We start from the raw sequence: 13,750 nt of genomic DNA, 5'->3' as shown, positions 1-13,750 counted from the left end.
CCGTGAGCAGCGCCACTGCACTGATCGTGGGGGCCAGCGGCTTTGTCGGCAAGGCGCTGTGCCGCGACCTCTTGGCCCGTGGTTATAGAGTCATCGCTGCCGCTCGGTCTCCGCAGAGTCTGCCTCCGGGGGTTGTCCACCAGCCTCTGGGTGACCTGAGCAGTGACCTGGATTGGGCGGGGATGCTCAGCGGTGTTGACTACGTTATCTATCTTGCGGCGCGGGTGCACGTCATGAATGACACCCACCCTCGTCCCCTTGAGGCCTACCGGGCACTCAACACTGCTGCGCCACTTGCCCTTGCACAAGCCGCTGCAGCCGCTGGGGTGCGACACTTCGTGTACCTGAGCTCTGTGAAGGTGAACGGCGAATTGAGCGACCGACCTCTGACAGAAGTCGATCCACCTGCACCCACAGATCCTTACGGCATCTCTAAGTGGGAGGCTGAACAAGCTCTCCTGAACCTTGGGGCACGTCAGGGCTTGCCCCTCAGTATTCTGCGTCCTCCCCTGGTCTATGGCCCTGGGGTCAAAGCCAATTTCTTGCAATTGATTGGCGCTGTAAAGCGCGGGGTTCCTCTCCCGCTTGCCTCTGTCGGTAACCGCCGGAGCATGGTTTACATAGGTAACCTCACGGACGCCATTGCTTTCGTCATGGGGACTCCCGCAACTGCTGGCCATACCTTTTTTGTCGACGACGGACCGGGCCTCTCCACAGCCCAACTCGTGCGCCACATAGCAGCAGGCCTCGGACAATCCGCGCGTTTGTTGGCGTTTCCCCCGGTCTTGCTCGAACAGGGAGGAGCGTTGATCGGCCGCTCGGACATGGTCCGCCGGTTGACACGTTCCTTAGAGGTAGATTCCGGCCTGCTGCGTACTTTCGGTTGGATTCCCCCCTACTCCTCTGAGGTGGGGCTACGCGAAACCGTAGCTGACTTTGTGCTGAAGGAAGCGGCGGCTTCATCTGGAGGTCCTTACCGTCTTACTGTGCGTCAACGCCTTTACCTCAGGGCCCGGCGCCTTGTTGAGCCGTTGCTTGCTGGCGGCGCGCTACTCGTCTTGGCACCGCTGCTGCTCTTGCTCGCCCTGATGATCCGTGTGACCAGTCCTGGACCAGCGCTATTTGTGCAGACGCGTGCTGGGCGCGGCCATCGTCCGTTCCAGATCTACAAATTCCGGACGATGCGCAGTGACGCTCCGCAGCTCTCCACTGAAGAGATGCGCCGTCAAGGCCTCAGCCCCATCACGGCGCTGGGGGTTGTGCTTCGGCGTACCAGCCTTGACGAATTGCCGCAGTTGCTCAATGTCTTGAAGGGCGAGATGAGCTTCGTTGGCCCTCGCCCCGCCCTCATGAGTCAGGCTCCTGTCTTACAAGGCCGTGAGGGATGCGGGGTTGATCAGTTGCCTCCTGGCATTACTGGCCTCGCTCAGGTCAGGGGAAGAGACGACCTTAGTGACCAGGAAAAGGTTCGGTATGACGCCACCTATCTGCGTCACCTTGACCTGACAGCTGACCTGCTGATACTCCGTGAGACCCTCCGGAGCGTCTTGCGGGCCAAAGGCACCTATTGAGTGAGAGGGGTGAAGTCAACACGGTCAATAAAAAGATTGCGGTACTTCACCTGTCGCCCGGCAAAGTTTGTAACGCTCAGCTGAACAGCTGAAGCAGTCCTTAACGGAAGGCGGAATGATGCCCGGCCCTTGATTTCTTGATTTAGCAGAATGGCTCCTTCCTGCTGAACCAGAAGTTGAGGGCCGGTACCATTGACAGCCGGTCCACTGACAGTCAAATACAGGTCTCCTGCTTCACAGGGCTCAAGACGTTGCCCCTTGAGATCGTACACAGCTCCTGTCGTGGCTCCCTGGAATGTGATGCGTTGCTGGTCACGGACAAGGGCGGACGTGCAGCGTGTCCGGCCCACAACTGCCAAGCGCTCGAGCGTCACTATTCGGTACAGGGCGTCAGTCTCGTCGTTCGGGAACGCCAGAATCACCCGCCCAGACAGGCCAACATCCAGCTCGAAGGTCTGGGGTTTATCAACGAGCTCTTCACGCTGCCCGGCATCCGTTCGCAGCACGAGGAGAGGCGCGCCGCCATTGGTTGCCAGGTCTCCGCGGGCTTCAATGATCAAGCGTCCGGGTTGGCAGTAGTTGAGCTCCACACTTCCAGGAATAACAAAATATCCTTTGCTGCCTTGCCACTCTCCCGGCAGTGCTGGCGGTTGTGAACTGACGAAATTTGATGCCCCTGGCGTACACGTGCCTTGCCGGAAGGGCGTGAACTCTGGTGAGGTGGGAAGAAGACGAATTGCCACTCCCAGCATCACAAGCACACCGATTGGCAACAGTAACTTAAGCAGCATGACGCTGAACCGAGTCTCCCCTGTGGGTGTCATGGCTGTCCCTCACTGACCCGAACCTCAGTTGTCCAAGTTCGGCTGGCCAGAGAACGAGTGTGCCATGGACTACTTGTCCCCGGCCAGAGTCGCAACTCAAGGCGGTACAGGCCTTTTGGCTCCGTGGCCGCTTTCACTTCACCCCTGCCGACCTGAGAAGGACTGGGTAAGGGCCCGATCAACCACTGCCAGGCCGATGGTTGACCTGCAACGACGGTGAAGGGCTTACTGGTCACCGTAACGCAGCTTATGCGGCAAGCCCGGAGATGTGCACGGTACTGGCCTGGAGGCGCGCGAAACTGCGCAGCGGCAGCGTACGGTTCGTCACTGCGCCACTGTGTTGGAGCGATCAGTCCCACGATGTGCAGCGCGCCTGGTGGCGCGCCTGACGGCACGAAACTGGTCCAGAGAGGAAACGCAGTAATCAGGAGTATGGCTGCGCCCCAGCCTGCCGCAGCAGGAAAACCAACTCGCCAGGACAGTTTCCAATTACTCAAAGCCCATCCCGCTGTAAGCCAGAATATTTCTGAGAAAAATGGCCCAGGAACTGGCGTGACATTGTCCGTCAAATCTGCAAATAGGAGTCCCACAAGCAGAGTTACGGTCAAAGGGCGTGCAGTTGTCACGGCGCCCACCACTGCGCCACCTAGGAGCAGGAAGAGTCCGGCTGTCCCAATGAGCCCCGTTTCTCCTAAAGCTTGCAGCGCTCCGTTATGGGCGATGACCCAAGTATTGTTGACCTGCTGCAGGAGAGCGGGACATCCAATGCCCCGCACCTCTAGCGCTTCAAACCATGTGCAGCTCCCCCCGGGTGGGGCAAGGCGAGGTCCAAGAAGTAATGAACCCGTTCCACTCCAGGGGAATGCCTGAATCACACTGAAAGCGTCATTCCAGACGAGGTCACGTCCAGTCAGATCTAGTGTGCCAAGCCGCTGTAGAGCAGTGCCCTGCAGGCGTTGCGGCAGCGCTCCGAAGAACACCAATAGCGCTGCTGGTAAAAAGATCAGAGCTGCAAGCTTCAGAGGCCTATGGCTGCGCTGTTGCTGGTAGGCAACGAGGACCAGTATGCCGAGCAACGCCGTGATCAATGGTCCACGGCTCCCGCTTAGTAGAGCTGTAATGAGCGCCAGCATGCCCAAAGGAAGCCGCCAAGCTAAACCCAGTCGCCAGCTCTCTCCTTTTTCTCGTGCCAGTGCCAGCCATAGGCCCACCGCGCCTGCCAAGCCCAGAGCCACCGGTGTGTAATACGGATGACTCAGTCTCAATTGCGTCAGGTCCCAACCCTGCAGTGCCAAACCATTTAAAAGTGCTGTGAGATAGACAACAGTGAGCCCCCAGCGCAGTGCATGGAGGTGCACTGGATGGCCAAGGGAAGCGCCCAAGGCCAACAATCCCACCACCATGGAACTGCGCAGTAAGGCTGTGCCTATTGCCAGCAGAGGCTCCGGGCTCAGAAGGGCGGCGAGCACCTGCGCTGAGAGATAAAAGCCGATTAAAGCCAGAGCCAAGCGTGACAGGTTATGCCATTGGCGAAGACCGAAGACGCTCAAGATAGCCAGAGGGGGCACAATAGGTAGCAGGGTCAACCAAGCGAGCCAGGTCCAGCTTGCTCTGGTGGTAGGCGGGTGATGAAGGGGCGTAGTCATGCCGACTCATGGTACGTGAGACTTCTCCATAAAAGCGTTCGTCAGCTTGACCAGCTGTTGGAGTGACCCCCTCGGACAGAACCACAGGCCAAGACACTTCGCCCCTGTCAGCGGATACGCTGATTGCATCGCGAAGGAGATCAGATGCCAGGACGAAATCACAGCCGCGAATTCAAACTTGAGGTGGTCAGCCAGATCAACACCGGCCAACACACCACCGCCCATCTCAGCCAGACTCACTCCCTAGCTCCGAGCTTGATTCATCGGTGGCGCAAAGAGGTGTAGGCGCGTGGGGAAGCCGCTTTTACCGATGGTGCCACGACGGATCGCAGCGACGAACTCCGGATTGCCGAGCTGGAACGGTACTGCGGTCAGTTGGCTCTGGAGAACACGATCTTAGATAGAGTTATATTGAGCTGATATTCCTGCACTAATCTATGTCCTCCGCACCTCGCTAGGAGTGCACAGCATAGGTGGGCTGCGGTGTGAGCCGCTTAATCTCAGTTCTTTAGGAGTTTGTACCATGAAGGCGAATCCGTCACTACTAATAAAATTACTTTTTGACTTGGGATTGTGGACGGTGGCGGCTGTATTGGCTTATGCCTTTCGTAAGCCATCCATGTTGTCTTCCGGAATTCCAAGCAATGTATGGGGATATGTGCTTATTAGCATGGTGGTCATGAGCTTGATCGCTTGGTATTACCATTTGCCTCGGCAGGTTTGGCAACGTGTGGGTACCTTGGATCTGCTTGTGCTGGCACGTGTGGTTGTGATTACTACTTTGATCATGTTTGCAACAGGGTTTTTTCTACAAGAATGGTTGCAACTTCCACGGAGCGTACCCTTACTGGCTGGAGTATTAGGTTTTCTGATGATGGGTGGAATACGCCTTGCTACCCGTTTGATGAACGAACAGGTGCGGCGGCAGGTGGCTGGTCCTCAACAACGAGTTTTAATAGTTGGTGCAGGCGATGCAGGTAGTCTGATTGCCCGTGAAATGCAACGTCATCCAGAAGCAGGACTTTTACCTATAGGGTTCTTGGATGATGAACCGAGTAAGCAGCGTCAGCGGGTGGTGGGCCTCACAGTCTTTGGTCAAGTTGAGGATTTGGTCGCTATTGCGCAACGTGAAGGCGCACAGGAAGTATTGATTGCAGTGCCGTCAGCCACAGGTGACTTTGTACGGCGTGTCGTAGATCTGGCGCATCAAGCGCATATAAGACATCGAATTATTCCTGGCATGTTTGAAATTTTGAATGGTACCGTCAGCATCAATCAGATCAGGGACGTCAATCTGGAAGATTTGTTACGCCGTCCTGCCGTTAGACTGAATACGGATGAGATTGCAGGTTATCTTCGGGGCAGAGTCATCTTGGTGACAGGTGCAGGTGGCAGTATTGGGTCTGAAATCGTGCGGCAAATCGCAGCGTTCACCCCGTCAACTATTTTGCTCTTTGGGCGAGGAGAAAATAGTATTTTTAGTATTCAACAAGAACTCTCCCGTACTTGGCCAGAGATTAAACAAATCGGGTTGATTGGAGATGTGCGCGATGAAACCCGCTTGAGCGCAGTCTTCAGGGAATATCGTCCAGAAGTCGTATTTCATGCAGCGGCCCACAAACACGTGCCGTTGATGGAACAGAGTCCTTCAGAAGCCATACTGAATAACGTTATCGGTACACGCAACGTGGTAGATCTGTGTTTAGAGTATGGTGTTACGCGTCTAGTCAATATCTCGACTGATAAAGCTGTGAATCCCACGAGTGTTATGGGTGCTTCCAAGCGTGTGGCAGAAATGGTCGTATCAGCAGGAGCGGCACGTACCCGTGAAACCCAGAGTTTCGTGTCTGTACGTTTTGGGAATGTGTTGGGCAGCCGCGGAAGTGTTGTTCCTACCTTTATGGCACAAATTAGAGCAGGTGGCCCCATTACTGTGACGCATCCAGAAATGGTTCGCTACTTCATGACTATTCCGGAGGCGGCACGCTTGGTACTGCAAGCGGGTGGTTTAGCTGAAAATGGCAAAGTATATGTACTTAATATGGGTGCGCCTGTTAAAATCTCTGACCTAGCACATGATGTTATTCGTCTCAGTGGTGCTCAGAATGTCGACGTAGTGTATAGTGGTATCCGACCTGGTGAAAAGCTTTACGAAGAGCTGCTTACCAATGGAGAGGGAACGGCCACGACCACCCACAGTGAAATTTTTAGTGCCAAATTGGGCAAGGTTGACCCTGGCACTATTTTGGAACAATTGCGGTTGCTCTACACGCATGCCCAAGAAAATGATGCGGTCGCTATTCGCAGTGATCTGGCTCAGATGATCCCAGAAAACAAGTTCGGGAGTATTCGGTAACGTTGAGCTTTAAAGCGGCAGTCGACTGAGAGCGGGACATTGTTGCTGAACTCTTCTTGCACTCAACCCGTTTTGAGGGCAGTGAACGAAGGGTTCAGCTCTCTTATGGTGATCTGCCGGCAGATCAGAGTCGACGTCCCCACAATCGCCCACAGGCCGCCGTGCGGTCTGCTTTGTTGTGCATTTTTTGAAGACGGCTGTTCTCTACACTCTGCAGCAGCGAACAGAGAGTAGTTTAGATGTATGAAGAGCAATTTGTTCAGAGCATCGCTCCTCGGTTTCTCACTTATAGCCTGCAGCGCTCCGCCTGCTGTAGAACCCACGCCCCAACCGCCACTCTCTCCTGAACCCATCCCGCCGGCACCCTCAGTGCTGACCCTGAACCGGGTTCTCGGGGCGGTGCCAAAGGACGTGTATTACTCCAACGAAATTACCGTCGATTGGATCACCCAACCGACAAGCATCACTTTTAGCGGCGGTATGCTGATTATTAATGGTCTACCCGTGTATGCGTCGGACGCCTTCGTCTTTCCAGGTGACCGGGTGAGCGTCGCTTTAGAAGCACCCGGAATCTGGGACAGCACTGTGCAGAGCACTCTGACCGTGGGTGACCGGCAGGGCGTTTTTGCCGTCACGACAGCCACAAGCGAGAACACACTCCCACCTCTTCCAAAGGAGAAGCAACTTCGCTCGTTTTTGCCAGTGCCAATTGGCGGCCGCGTCACCAGCGAGGCGGTCGCGCACCCTCCTTACCGTCAGCCAATGACAGTAACTGTCAGAGGCGGGGAACTTTTCGTCGACGGCAGGCAGGTTGTTTCCAACACTGCAGTGATTGATTACGGACAGAGTTTCCGCATTCGCCTAACGACTCCTCCAGAGGGCGACGCGACGGTCTCTGCGACTGCTGAGTTTAATGGTGTGACCTACACCTTTTCCGCCACAACACCTCGGTCACACTTCAAACTGCCGGCTCCCACCACGGCTGTAGTCTCTCAGGAAGCGAGTTTTGTCGACGCTCGGGTCACAGACATGAACGGCGACCGTATAGATGACCTCGTTATTCTCAAAACTGTGCCGGACTCCAGCCGCGTAGGCGCTCCTGTACAATTGATTGCCAGCACGTACTTGAGCGACGGCAATGGGCACTTCACCACGGGCGGCTCCTGTCAGGACAGCTTGGCTTTAGGCTCTCAAGGGCAGGTCGTCGCTAAAGACCTAAACGGCGATGCGAACGTAGACCTCCTCATCACGAGTCGACCTGACGACTTCCGAAATTTACAGAGCCGTCTGAGTGTCTGTTTCGGTGATGGAACAAGGATTGCCAGACCCAGCCGGGAATTACTGCAGGTGAACTTCCGCATCGCTAAAATCGAAGCGGGAGACATTGATGGTGACGGTCAGCAGGATCTGGTCGCCATTGATGCAGACCGCCGCCTTATCTGGATGAGGAACAGCAACGGCATGTTCCCCACCGTGCAGGATATCGCCTATGGGATTGGTGGGACTCCTACTGAGAGCCTGACTGTTAGACCCGTGACCTACAATGAACAGGCGGATATTGTGGTGAATAAACCTGGTTGCCACGTATTCTCAGCAGCCAACGGTACCCCCGCTTCCTTAACCCAAGGAGACGTTCTTGGAACTCAGGTCGTAGATATGGACGGCGACAGTGTATTCGACTTGATTGGCATAGGGGCTGGCGCCGACAGGAGCGTGACGATCTGCTACCGCCAGGCAACCGGCGGCGTCTCCCGCACGCATACCAGCCAAGCACTTGTGTCTGGCATGTACCGCGGTGGACAGGCCCTCCGTGCCAACGAGGACAACTTTTCAGATGTCGTTACTGAAATTGGTGAGAAGACTTCGATTGCAGACACAGCTGGGATCAGCGTTTTCCCAAACAATGGAAAGGGAGAGTTTGGCTGGCTCGTTCCTTCTTTCCAGGGCCGATACGGCATTGAGTACGGTTTTCCGGATTTAAAACACAATAGCCGGGTAATCAGCATACTGAAAGGACAATTCAATACTGACCGGAAAGAGGATTTGATCATTCTCGTGCGAAGTGAAACTCACCCTATGGTGAACGACCTTTACGCTGTCTCTTTCTTAAAAAGGTAGCTTCAGCCATACGATCCAATACAGGGTGAGGCGATTTCGTACACATGGAGTTAAGCCTAATCTCAATAGACTCAGTACCCGACACTTTCTGAATTGAGCGTCTGGCTGGATTTCAGAAGCCCAATGAGTTGAAGTGCTTCCGCCTCCCCACGCTCGTGGATGCGGGCGAATGTCCGCACGAGGGTTCGGAGGCCCAGCGTCACCACACTCCAGGCTCGCCGACCATGTACTTTCACGGTGCACGTTTGGAGAAGACCCACCAGCACGCACCAGACGTACGCCAGGGTCAGCAGGCAGAGCAGGCGCTCCACGATCACGTGGAGCGTCATGTGGGTACTTTCCAGCTTGAATCCCTTGCTTTTCAAAGCCCGGAACAGACACTCAATGCGGAACCTCTTGCGATACCCGGACAGGATGCGGCTGGCAGAACCGGAGGTGCTGGCAATGACCAGCGCCTCTCCATCCTGGGTGTACGTCAGGACGACATTCATCGGTTGACCGTAAACCTCAGCCTGATCCACGAGGATACCTTTCATCCCTGGCTGCAGTCCCTGCAGCCAGTCTCGTGGAGGAGAGCCGTCAATGAACGTGTCTTGTCGGAGGCGGACACAGAGGGGAATCCCCGCACGAGACAGCTCAGTGATCCAGTCTTCAGGGTGAATTCACGATCGGCATAGAGCATGGCGATCTCCCGACAGGACAGGAGGCACAACACATCACTTATCAGGGTCAGCCGGATCTCGGTGCGGCTGCTGCCCCCATGGGGCAGCAGCTCGAAGAGCAGTGGAATGGCGACACCACGCCACAAGACGGCCAGTACCAACGCGTTCACATCTAACTGTCCCAGCTTCCAGTGGGTATGGTCAAGGATAAATTCCCGCTTCCGGGCCTCCAGAAGCAGCTTCAGCACAACCACTGCGACATCAGCCGGGCACAGGGGATGATGGTTGAAGAACCGCTCCATTCGGCGAATAACCGAAGGGCTGAGCGCTTCCCGGGAAGCGCTCAGCCCGCTCCGCATGCCGGACGTCCTTGGTTTGGAGGAGTGCCAAGACGACGAGAGAAAGGAGCTCCACTTAGTTTTTGCGGTCTTCCGGGAAATGAGCAAGAAAGCAGCGCGTCAGATGGGTTAGCGTGGCAGGAGACGCGCTCTGTTCTGACGGATCAGACGAGAGATTTCAACCCGTCAAAAAGTGTCGGGTACTGAGCGGCAAATCATATACAGCATTGAACAAACTTGGTCCGTTCATGACGCCGTCAGTTGTGCATGGCCGCATTACAAGTGCGGTGACTCATCCAGGATGGTGTCATGAACATCAGGTCGACGTGAGCGTGCGCGTGGTGGCGGGAGGTTGGGCAGCCATCTCCTGAACCATTTCGGACCAGCTGGGCGGCTTATACCCGAAGTCATCACGAAAGCGGCGTGAATCAAGACTTCGGTCAATGACAAACTGATCGTCTGGGACTACCTCCAGATCCAATTTATACGCATCGCATATCAAATTTAACAGGTCATATTTATTGATAGGTTCACTGGAGACTTGATAAAGACCAGAGGCTTGAGGATGCTGGGTCAAAAGTTGTTCAATCACTCTGGAGAGCTCCAGTGTGGTCAGGCCACTAAAAATTGCTTGCCGGAAGCCCTTGGTTTGCCCCTTTTGCGCCAGGACCCACTCGAGTAAGCTGGTCTTACGCGACAACTCCGGTCCGATTATCGATGTGCGGAGCGTTAGCGTATGTGGATCCGTCACTTCACCCAGCAGTTTGCTGCGACCGTAGAGATCATCTGCATCTGGAAAATCCGTTTCCTGATACATGCCTTGGCGGCCAGAGAAGACGCAATCTGTGCTCAGGTGCACGAGACGCGCGCCGCCCAAGCGGGTGAGCTCTGACAGTCGATGAGGAAGAAGAGAATTGATTTCCAGACTGGGGATACTCTCTTTAGCAGAGTGGCGTTGCTTGACAATCCCGACTGCGTTTACCACTGCGTCTGGTCTGAAGTCTGCCATAACTTCTGCCAAGCGGTCACTTGAACGTACATCAATGCCTGTGTACATATTGTCACGGTTGAATAAACCGTAATTTGCGTAAGAGCTGAAATCCTGACGAACTGTAATGCGTACATCGTGTCGCTCACGTACAAGTTGATAGAACTGATGACCGAACATTCCGTCGCCGCCGAGAATTAGGATTTTCATTGTTTGTTCTCCTCGTGATGTATGACAAGTTCTTCGAGTGTTTCTTCCAGCTGCGTCAGAAGGTGGTTACGCTCGAAATGCATAAGAAAGTATGCTCGGCCGCGTGTTCCCATTGCCGCGCGTTCGGTGGCACTGCAGGCAGCAAGTTCCCGTACCGCATCTGCCAGAGCCTGAGGCCGCTCTGCTGGTACGGCTACACCTGCACCGGCATCTAGAGTCACGCGGGCCCCTTCTCCATTCAAGGAGGCGATAATGGGTCTACCACACGCCAAATAAGACTGTAGCTTTGAAGGTATAGTTGCTTCAAATGCTGGGTCATCTTTGAGGCTGACTAGGAGGGCGTCTGCTAAGGCGAAGAAACGTGGCATGCTTTGCGCTGGATAGCTGCCGAGCAGTCGGAACTGCGTGCCCAAGTTGCGGTGGCGGATCTGGTCTTCAAGCCATCCGCGTTGTCGCCCATCACCGAGAATAATCCAACGCACTGGGGCGTCACGGAGTAGATCAGCCGCTGCCACAAGGGTTTCTAGGTCTTGGCTGACACCCAAGTTTCCCGCAAACATAACATTCATGATCCCGTCATCCGGCACCAGATGACGCTCTGGTGCGTCGGCTGGTACTTCAACAGGTTGGTAAAAGGACTCCGCACTGTTGGGTAGGTACCGGATACGTGAGAGCGGCGTGCCATGTTCAACTAAAGACCGGGTGAATGCTCGTGACTGCACCAACAGGAGGTCACAATGGGCGTAGATCCAGCGCACCAGTTGGCTGACGAGGTGCAGGGCCCGTGGATAACTCAGTGTGCCCGTCGCAACGAGACTTTCCGGCCACAAATCCTGCACCCAGAACGCCACTGGAGCACGAAAATATCGTCGCAAGATCGCTGCGGGGACCCCGATAGTAATGGGCGAAGGCTCAAAGACCAGGATGACATCCGGCCTTTGGACCATGCGGGGGCCGAACAGGGATGCACTTAGCGCAAAAGACAGATAGTTCAGAATCAGGCGCATCCCTCGGCCATCACCTCGGGGAGCTAATGGAACACGCTGAATCTGTACGTGCCCGAACTGTTGACTCTGAGGCCGAGGTGACCTATATCCCTCAAAAAAGCGGCCTGACGGATAGTTAGGAAAACCTGTCAACACCTCTACCTGGTGCCCACGTTCCTGCAATCCCTGAGCAACATCATTGATGCGAAATGTTTCCGGCCAGAAGTACTGCGTCAAAATCAGAATATTCAAATGCTGTTCCGTAGTTTGAAGCTCAAGAATGGATCCATCATGCTCCTAATCTCCCCTCCGCTTCTCGGCACACCTCTTTAAGTTTAGCTCAAGGTCCCAGTTGAGTTTGTCTGGGAATCGCGCACTTCCAGTTACGCGGGTTTCCGCCAGCCTGAATTCTACTGGGCTCTTGTGCTGAGGAGTCGAATGTCGTTGGAGGTTGGCCGGATCAGATTGACCCCGTTGCGAACATGCTAACAGGGTCTTCAGAAGGATAAGTTGGTGCTCCAAGAAATTCTTCAAGCAGCATTGCGAGTCTTCGCCAGTGAGGTAAGTGCAGACCAAGGCGTGACATAGCCATTCGAACCTCGGCCATGGGCCGCCAGTCATGACGGAACACGAATTGATAGCTGGCGGTCCCGCAGAGTCTTTCCAGAGTTCCCACCTGGCCGGGACACCTTGGAGTGAACCGAGCACGGTCCTATGGGAAGACCTCGCGGTTGAAGTGCGGTCGCTGCTTTCGTCACTGTTCACCAGGATCGGTGTAGGGCGGCCCTCGGCCTACAAGACGGTGACGGCTTCGTTAAGCGTGAACCTGGCGAGGTGCATCGACAAGCTACACACCACCCGGCTGCCTCAGACCACGCGCGAAAGAACGTTCAGCTCAGAGTCAATCAATAGATGCCCTCTGGGAGGGAAAAGCGCGTGGCATTGATCTGCGCCCGGCGTCCTGCAGTCTTAGGAGTAAGCACCCATCTTTGAAGGTTTCTCGTTTTCCGAGACTGCAGGGGACAGCAGTGCAGTTCACGCAGCGCCGTGTGGATGCTCTGCAGGCCAACCTTTTCGCTTGGCCAGCACCTTTGCCCCGAAGCCGGGTACAGTAACGCGGTTTGGCGGACCTGTTCGTCAGGTGATCCCGGTGCTACCGCGCAGCGCAACTGCGCACTGGTCTCATGGTCTTGGCGTCGCCATTATAGAAAATCTGTTTATTGGGCGAAACGCCGTGAGCTGGGTCTGCTGCAGAATCATCAGTTCTGTCACTGTCCGAGCCACCGCACTTTTGGCGCGGTAGCCAATTCCAGTTTCTCCTCTGCCATGTGCTTGAGCCGGTCGTTCTCCAACAGACTGACCCCTACCCCCTGATCCGGACGGTCTCCGGTGAGGCGGGCACGGCCCGCCTCCAAGAACTGAGCTGGGGATCAGGAGGTCATCGACAGTGTGCTGCCGGGCCGCTTTTGCCACGTCCAGTTCGCTGTTTAAGACGCCTCCGGACAATCGTTTCCCTGGCGTCGGCCATCTTGATTTTTCGCTTTGCTCGTCCCTGGCTTCAGAAGAGCCAGCTTCTGAAAGTCATTCTTTGAGGCATTACGCCGGCAGAGGACACTCTCATGCTTGTGTGTTTTTCGACACTTATGGCAGTTAAGATGGGCAAATATGAGAAAGAGGGGAATATTTATATGAGAGACACATTTAGATTGCGTGATATATGATCCATTTTTAAATATTTTCGACTCATATGTGAATAAAACCTCTTCAACGCCCACAAATTATGAAGGCCGAGATAAGTGTAGATGAGGAGATGAACTATAGCTGAGTATCTAATGGCCAGCCTTTGTGTCTAGACTAGTCGAGCTCCAATTAAGTGCGGCCGCAGAGCTACTGAATCCCAGTAGTTCATGTGTGGACGCTGAAATGCTGTTCGCGTTCTTTGTATCTAAGTAGTGTTCAAGGAGAAAGTATGAATCATAAGTTAGGCTTGCTTGGCATTACCGGTCTTCTCCTTCTCGCATCCTGTGGCACTACCCCGACCACGGGAGTAG

Annotated in this window: 10 protein-coding genes; 4 read left to right on the top strand and 6 right to left on the bottom strand. The window is 54.9% G+C overall.

All coding sequences use genetic code 11. The annotated features are described in order from the left end of the window. The first annotated feature begins 2 nt into the window (after positions 1 to 2). Positions 3 to 1,571: a hybrid nucleoside-diphosphate sugar epimerase/sugar transferase gene (locus tag F561_RS30300; RefSeq protein WP_019008868.1), complete on the top strand. Its 1,569-nt coding sequence runs from the start codon at positions 3 to 5 to the stop codon at positions 1,569 to 1,571. On the opposite strand, the gene F561_RS0105065 is transcribed toward F561_RS30300, so the two are convergent. Together F561_RS0105065 and F561_RS30475 are read right to left on the bottom strand one after the other, a co-directional pair. Next, the gene (locus F561_RS0105065) at positions 1,565 to 2,362 is read right to left on the bottom strand and encodes a hypothetical protein (protein ID WP_157451581.1); all 798 of its coding nucleotides are present in this window, start codon (positions 2,360 to 2,362) and stop codon (positions 1,565 to 1,567) included. The genes F561_RS30300 and F561_RS0105065 overlap by 7 nt on opposite strands. Positions 2,363 to 2,391: 29 nt before the next feature. Beyond that, positions 2,392 to 3,528, bottom strand: a complete 1,137-nt coding sequence (locus tag F561_RS30475; protein ID WP_425386913.1) for an O-antigen ligase family protein — start codon at positions 3,526 to 3,528, stop codon at positions 2,392 to 2,394. A 657-nt stretch (positions 3,529 to 4,185) separates the two neighbouring features. Here F561_RS30475 and F561_RS30470 point away from each other — a divergent pair. The 3 genes from F561_RS30470 to F561_RS0105050 all read left to right on the top strand — a co-directional run bounded on the left by F561_RS30470 (position 4,186) and on the right by F561_RS0105050 (position 8,515). Then, positions 4,186 to 4,326 (top strand): transposase, encoded by a 141-nt coding sequence (locus tag F561_RS30470; RefSeq protein ID WP_157451580.1) that lies wholly within the window; start codon positions 4,186 to 4,188, stop codon positions 4,324 to 4,326. A 238-nt stretch (positions 4,327 to 4,564) separates the two neighbouring features. Further along, a complete protein-coding gene (locus F561_RS24815) occupies positions 4,565 to 6,397 on the top strand; it encodes a polysaccharide biosynthesis protein (RefSeq protein ID WP_040379897.1) in 1,833 nt (610 codons plus the stop codon). A 369-nt stretch (positions 6,398 to 6,766) separates the two neighbouring features. After that, positions 6,767 to 8,515, top strand: a complete 1,749-nt coding sequence (locus F561_RS0105050) for an FG-GAP repeat domain-containing protein (RefSeq protein ID WP_019008864.1) — start codon at positions 6,767 to 6,769, stop codon at positions 8,513 to 8,515. Between the two features lie 71 nt (positions 8,516 to 8,586). Here the strand turns inward: F561_RS0105050 and F561_RS29885 are convergent, their stop codons facing one another. The 4 genes from F561_RS29885 to F561_RS0105030 all read right to left on the bottom strand — a co-directional run bounded on the left by F561_RS29885 (position 8,587) and on the right by F561_RS0105030 (position 11,951). Further along, positions 8,587 to 9,051, bottom strand: a complete 465-nt coding sequence (locus F561_RS29885; RefSeq protein WP_019008863.1) for a transposase — start codon at positions 9,049 to 9,051, stop codon at positions 8,587 to 8,589. Continuing rightward, positions 9,048 to 9,536: a hypothetical protein gene (locus tag F561_RS29880; RefSeq protein ID WP_245556432.1), complete on the bottom strand. Its 489-nt coding sequence runs from the start codon at positions 9,534 to 9,536 to the stop codon at positions 9,048 to 9,050. The genes F561_RS29885 and F561_RS29880 overlap by 4 nt, the downstream gene beginning before the upstream one ends. 295 nt (positions 9,537 to 9,831) lie before the next feature. Further along, a complete protein-coding gene (locus tag F561_RS24805) occupies positions 9,832 to 10,713 on the bottom strand; it encodes a dTDP-4-dehydrorhamnose reductase family protein (RefSeq protein WP_019008861.1) in 882 nt (293 codons plus the stop codon). After that, positions 10,710 to 11,951, bottom strand: coding sequence for a glycosyltransferase family 4 protein (locus tag F561_RS0105030; RefSeq protein ID WP_026298614.1), 1,242 nt, complete (start codon positions 11,949 to 11,951; stop codon positions 10,710 to 10,712). Before F561_RS0105030 ends, F561_RS24805 begins: the two co-directional genes overlap by 4 nt. Positions 11,952 to 13,750 lie beyond the last annotated feature (1,799 nt).

Source organism: Deinococcus aquatilis DSM 23025, assembly GCF_000378445.1.
Lineage (GTDB): Bacteria > Deinococcota > Deinococci > Deinococcales > Deinococcaceae > Deinococcus > Deinococcus aquatilis.
The sequence above is the reverse complement of the archived record's forward strand: the minus strand, read 5'-3'. Positions and strand labels throughout refer to the sequence as shown.

Excerpts from the sequence above, each read along its gene's own strand:
- F561_RS0105065 (WP_157451581.1), bottom strand. The coding sequence starts at position 2,362 with ATGCTGCTTAAGTTACTGTTGCCAATCGGTGTGCTTGTGATGCTGGGA.
- F561_RS30475 (WP_425386913.1), bottom strand. The coding sequence starts at position 3,528 with ATGCTGGCGCTCATTACAGCTCTACTAAGCGGGAGCCGTGGACCATTG.
- F561_RS30470 (WP_157451580.1), top strand. The coding sequence starts at position 4,186 with ATGCCAGGACGAAATCACAGCCGCGAATTCAAACTTGAGGTGGTCAGC.
- F561_RS24815 (WP_040379897.1), top strand. The coding sequence starts at position 4,565 with ATGAAGGCGAATCCGTCACTACTAATAAAATTACTTTTTGACTTGGGA.
- F561_RS29885 (WP_019008863.1), bottom strand. The coding sequence starts at position 9,051 with ATGAAAGGTATCCTCGTGGATCAGGCTGAGGTTTACGGTCAACCGATG.
- F561_RS29880 (WP_245556432.1), bottom strand. The coding sequence starts at position 9,536 with ATGCGGAGCGGGCTGAGCGCTTCCCGGGAAGCGCTCAGCCCTTCGGTT.
- F561_RS24805 (WP_019008861.1), bottom strand. The coding sequence starts at position 10,713 with ATGAAAATCCTAATTCTCGGCGGCGACGGAATGTTCGGTCATCAGTTC.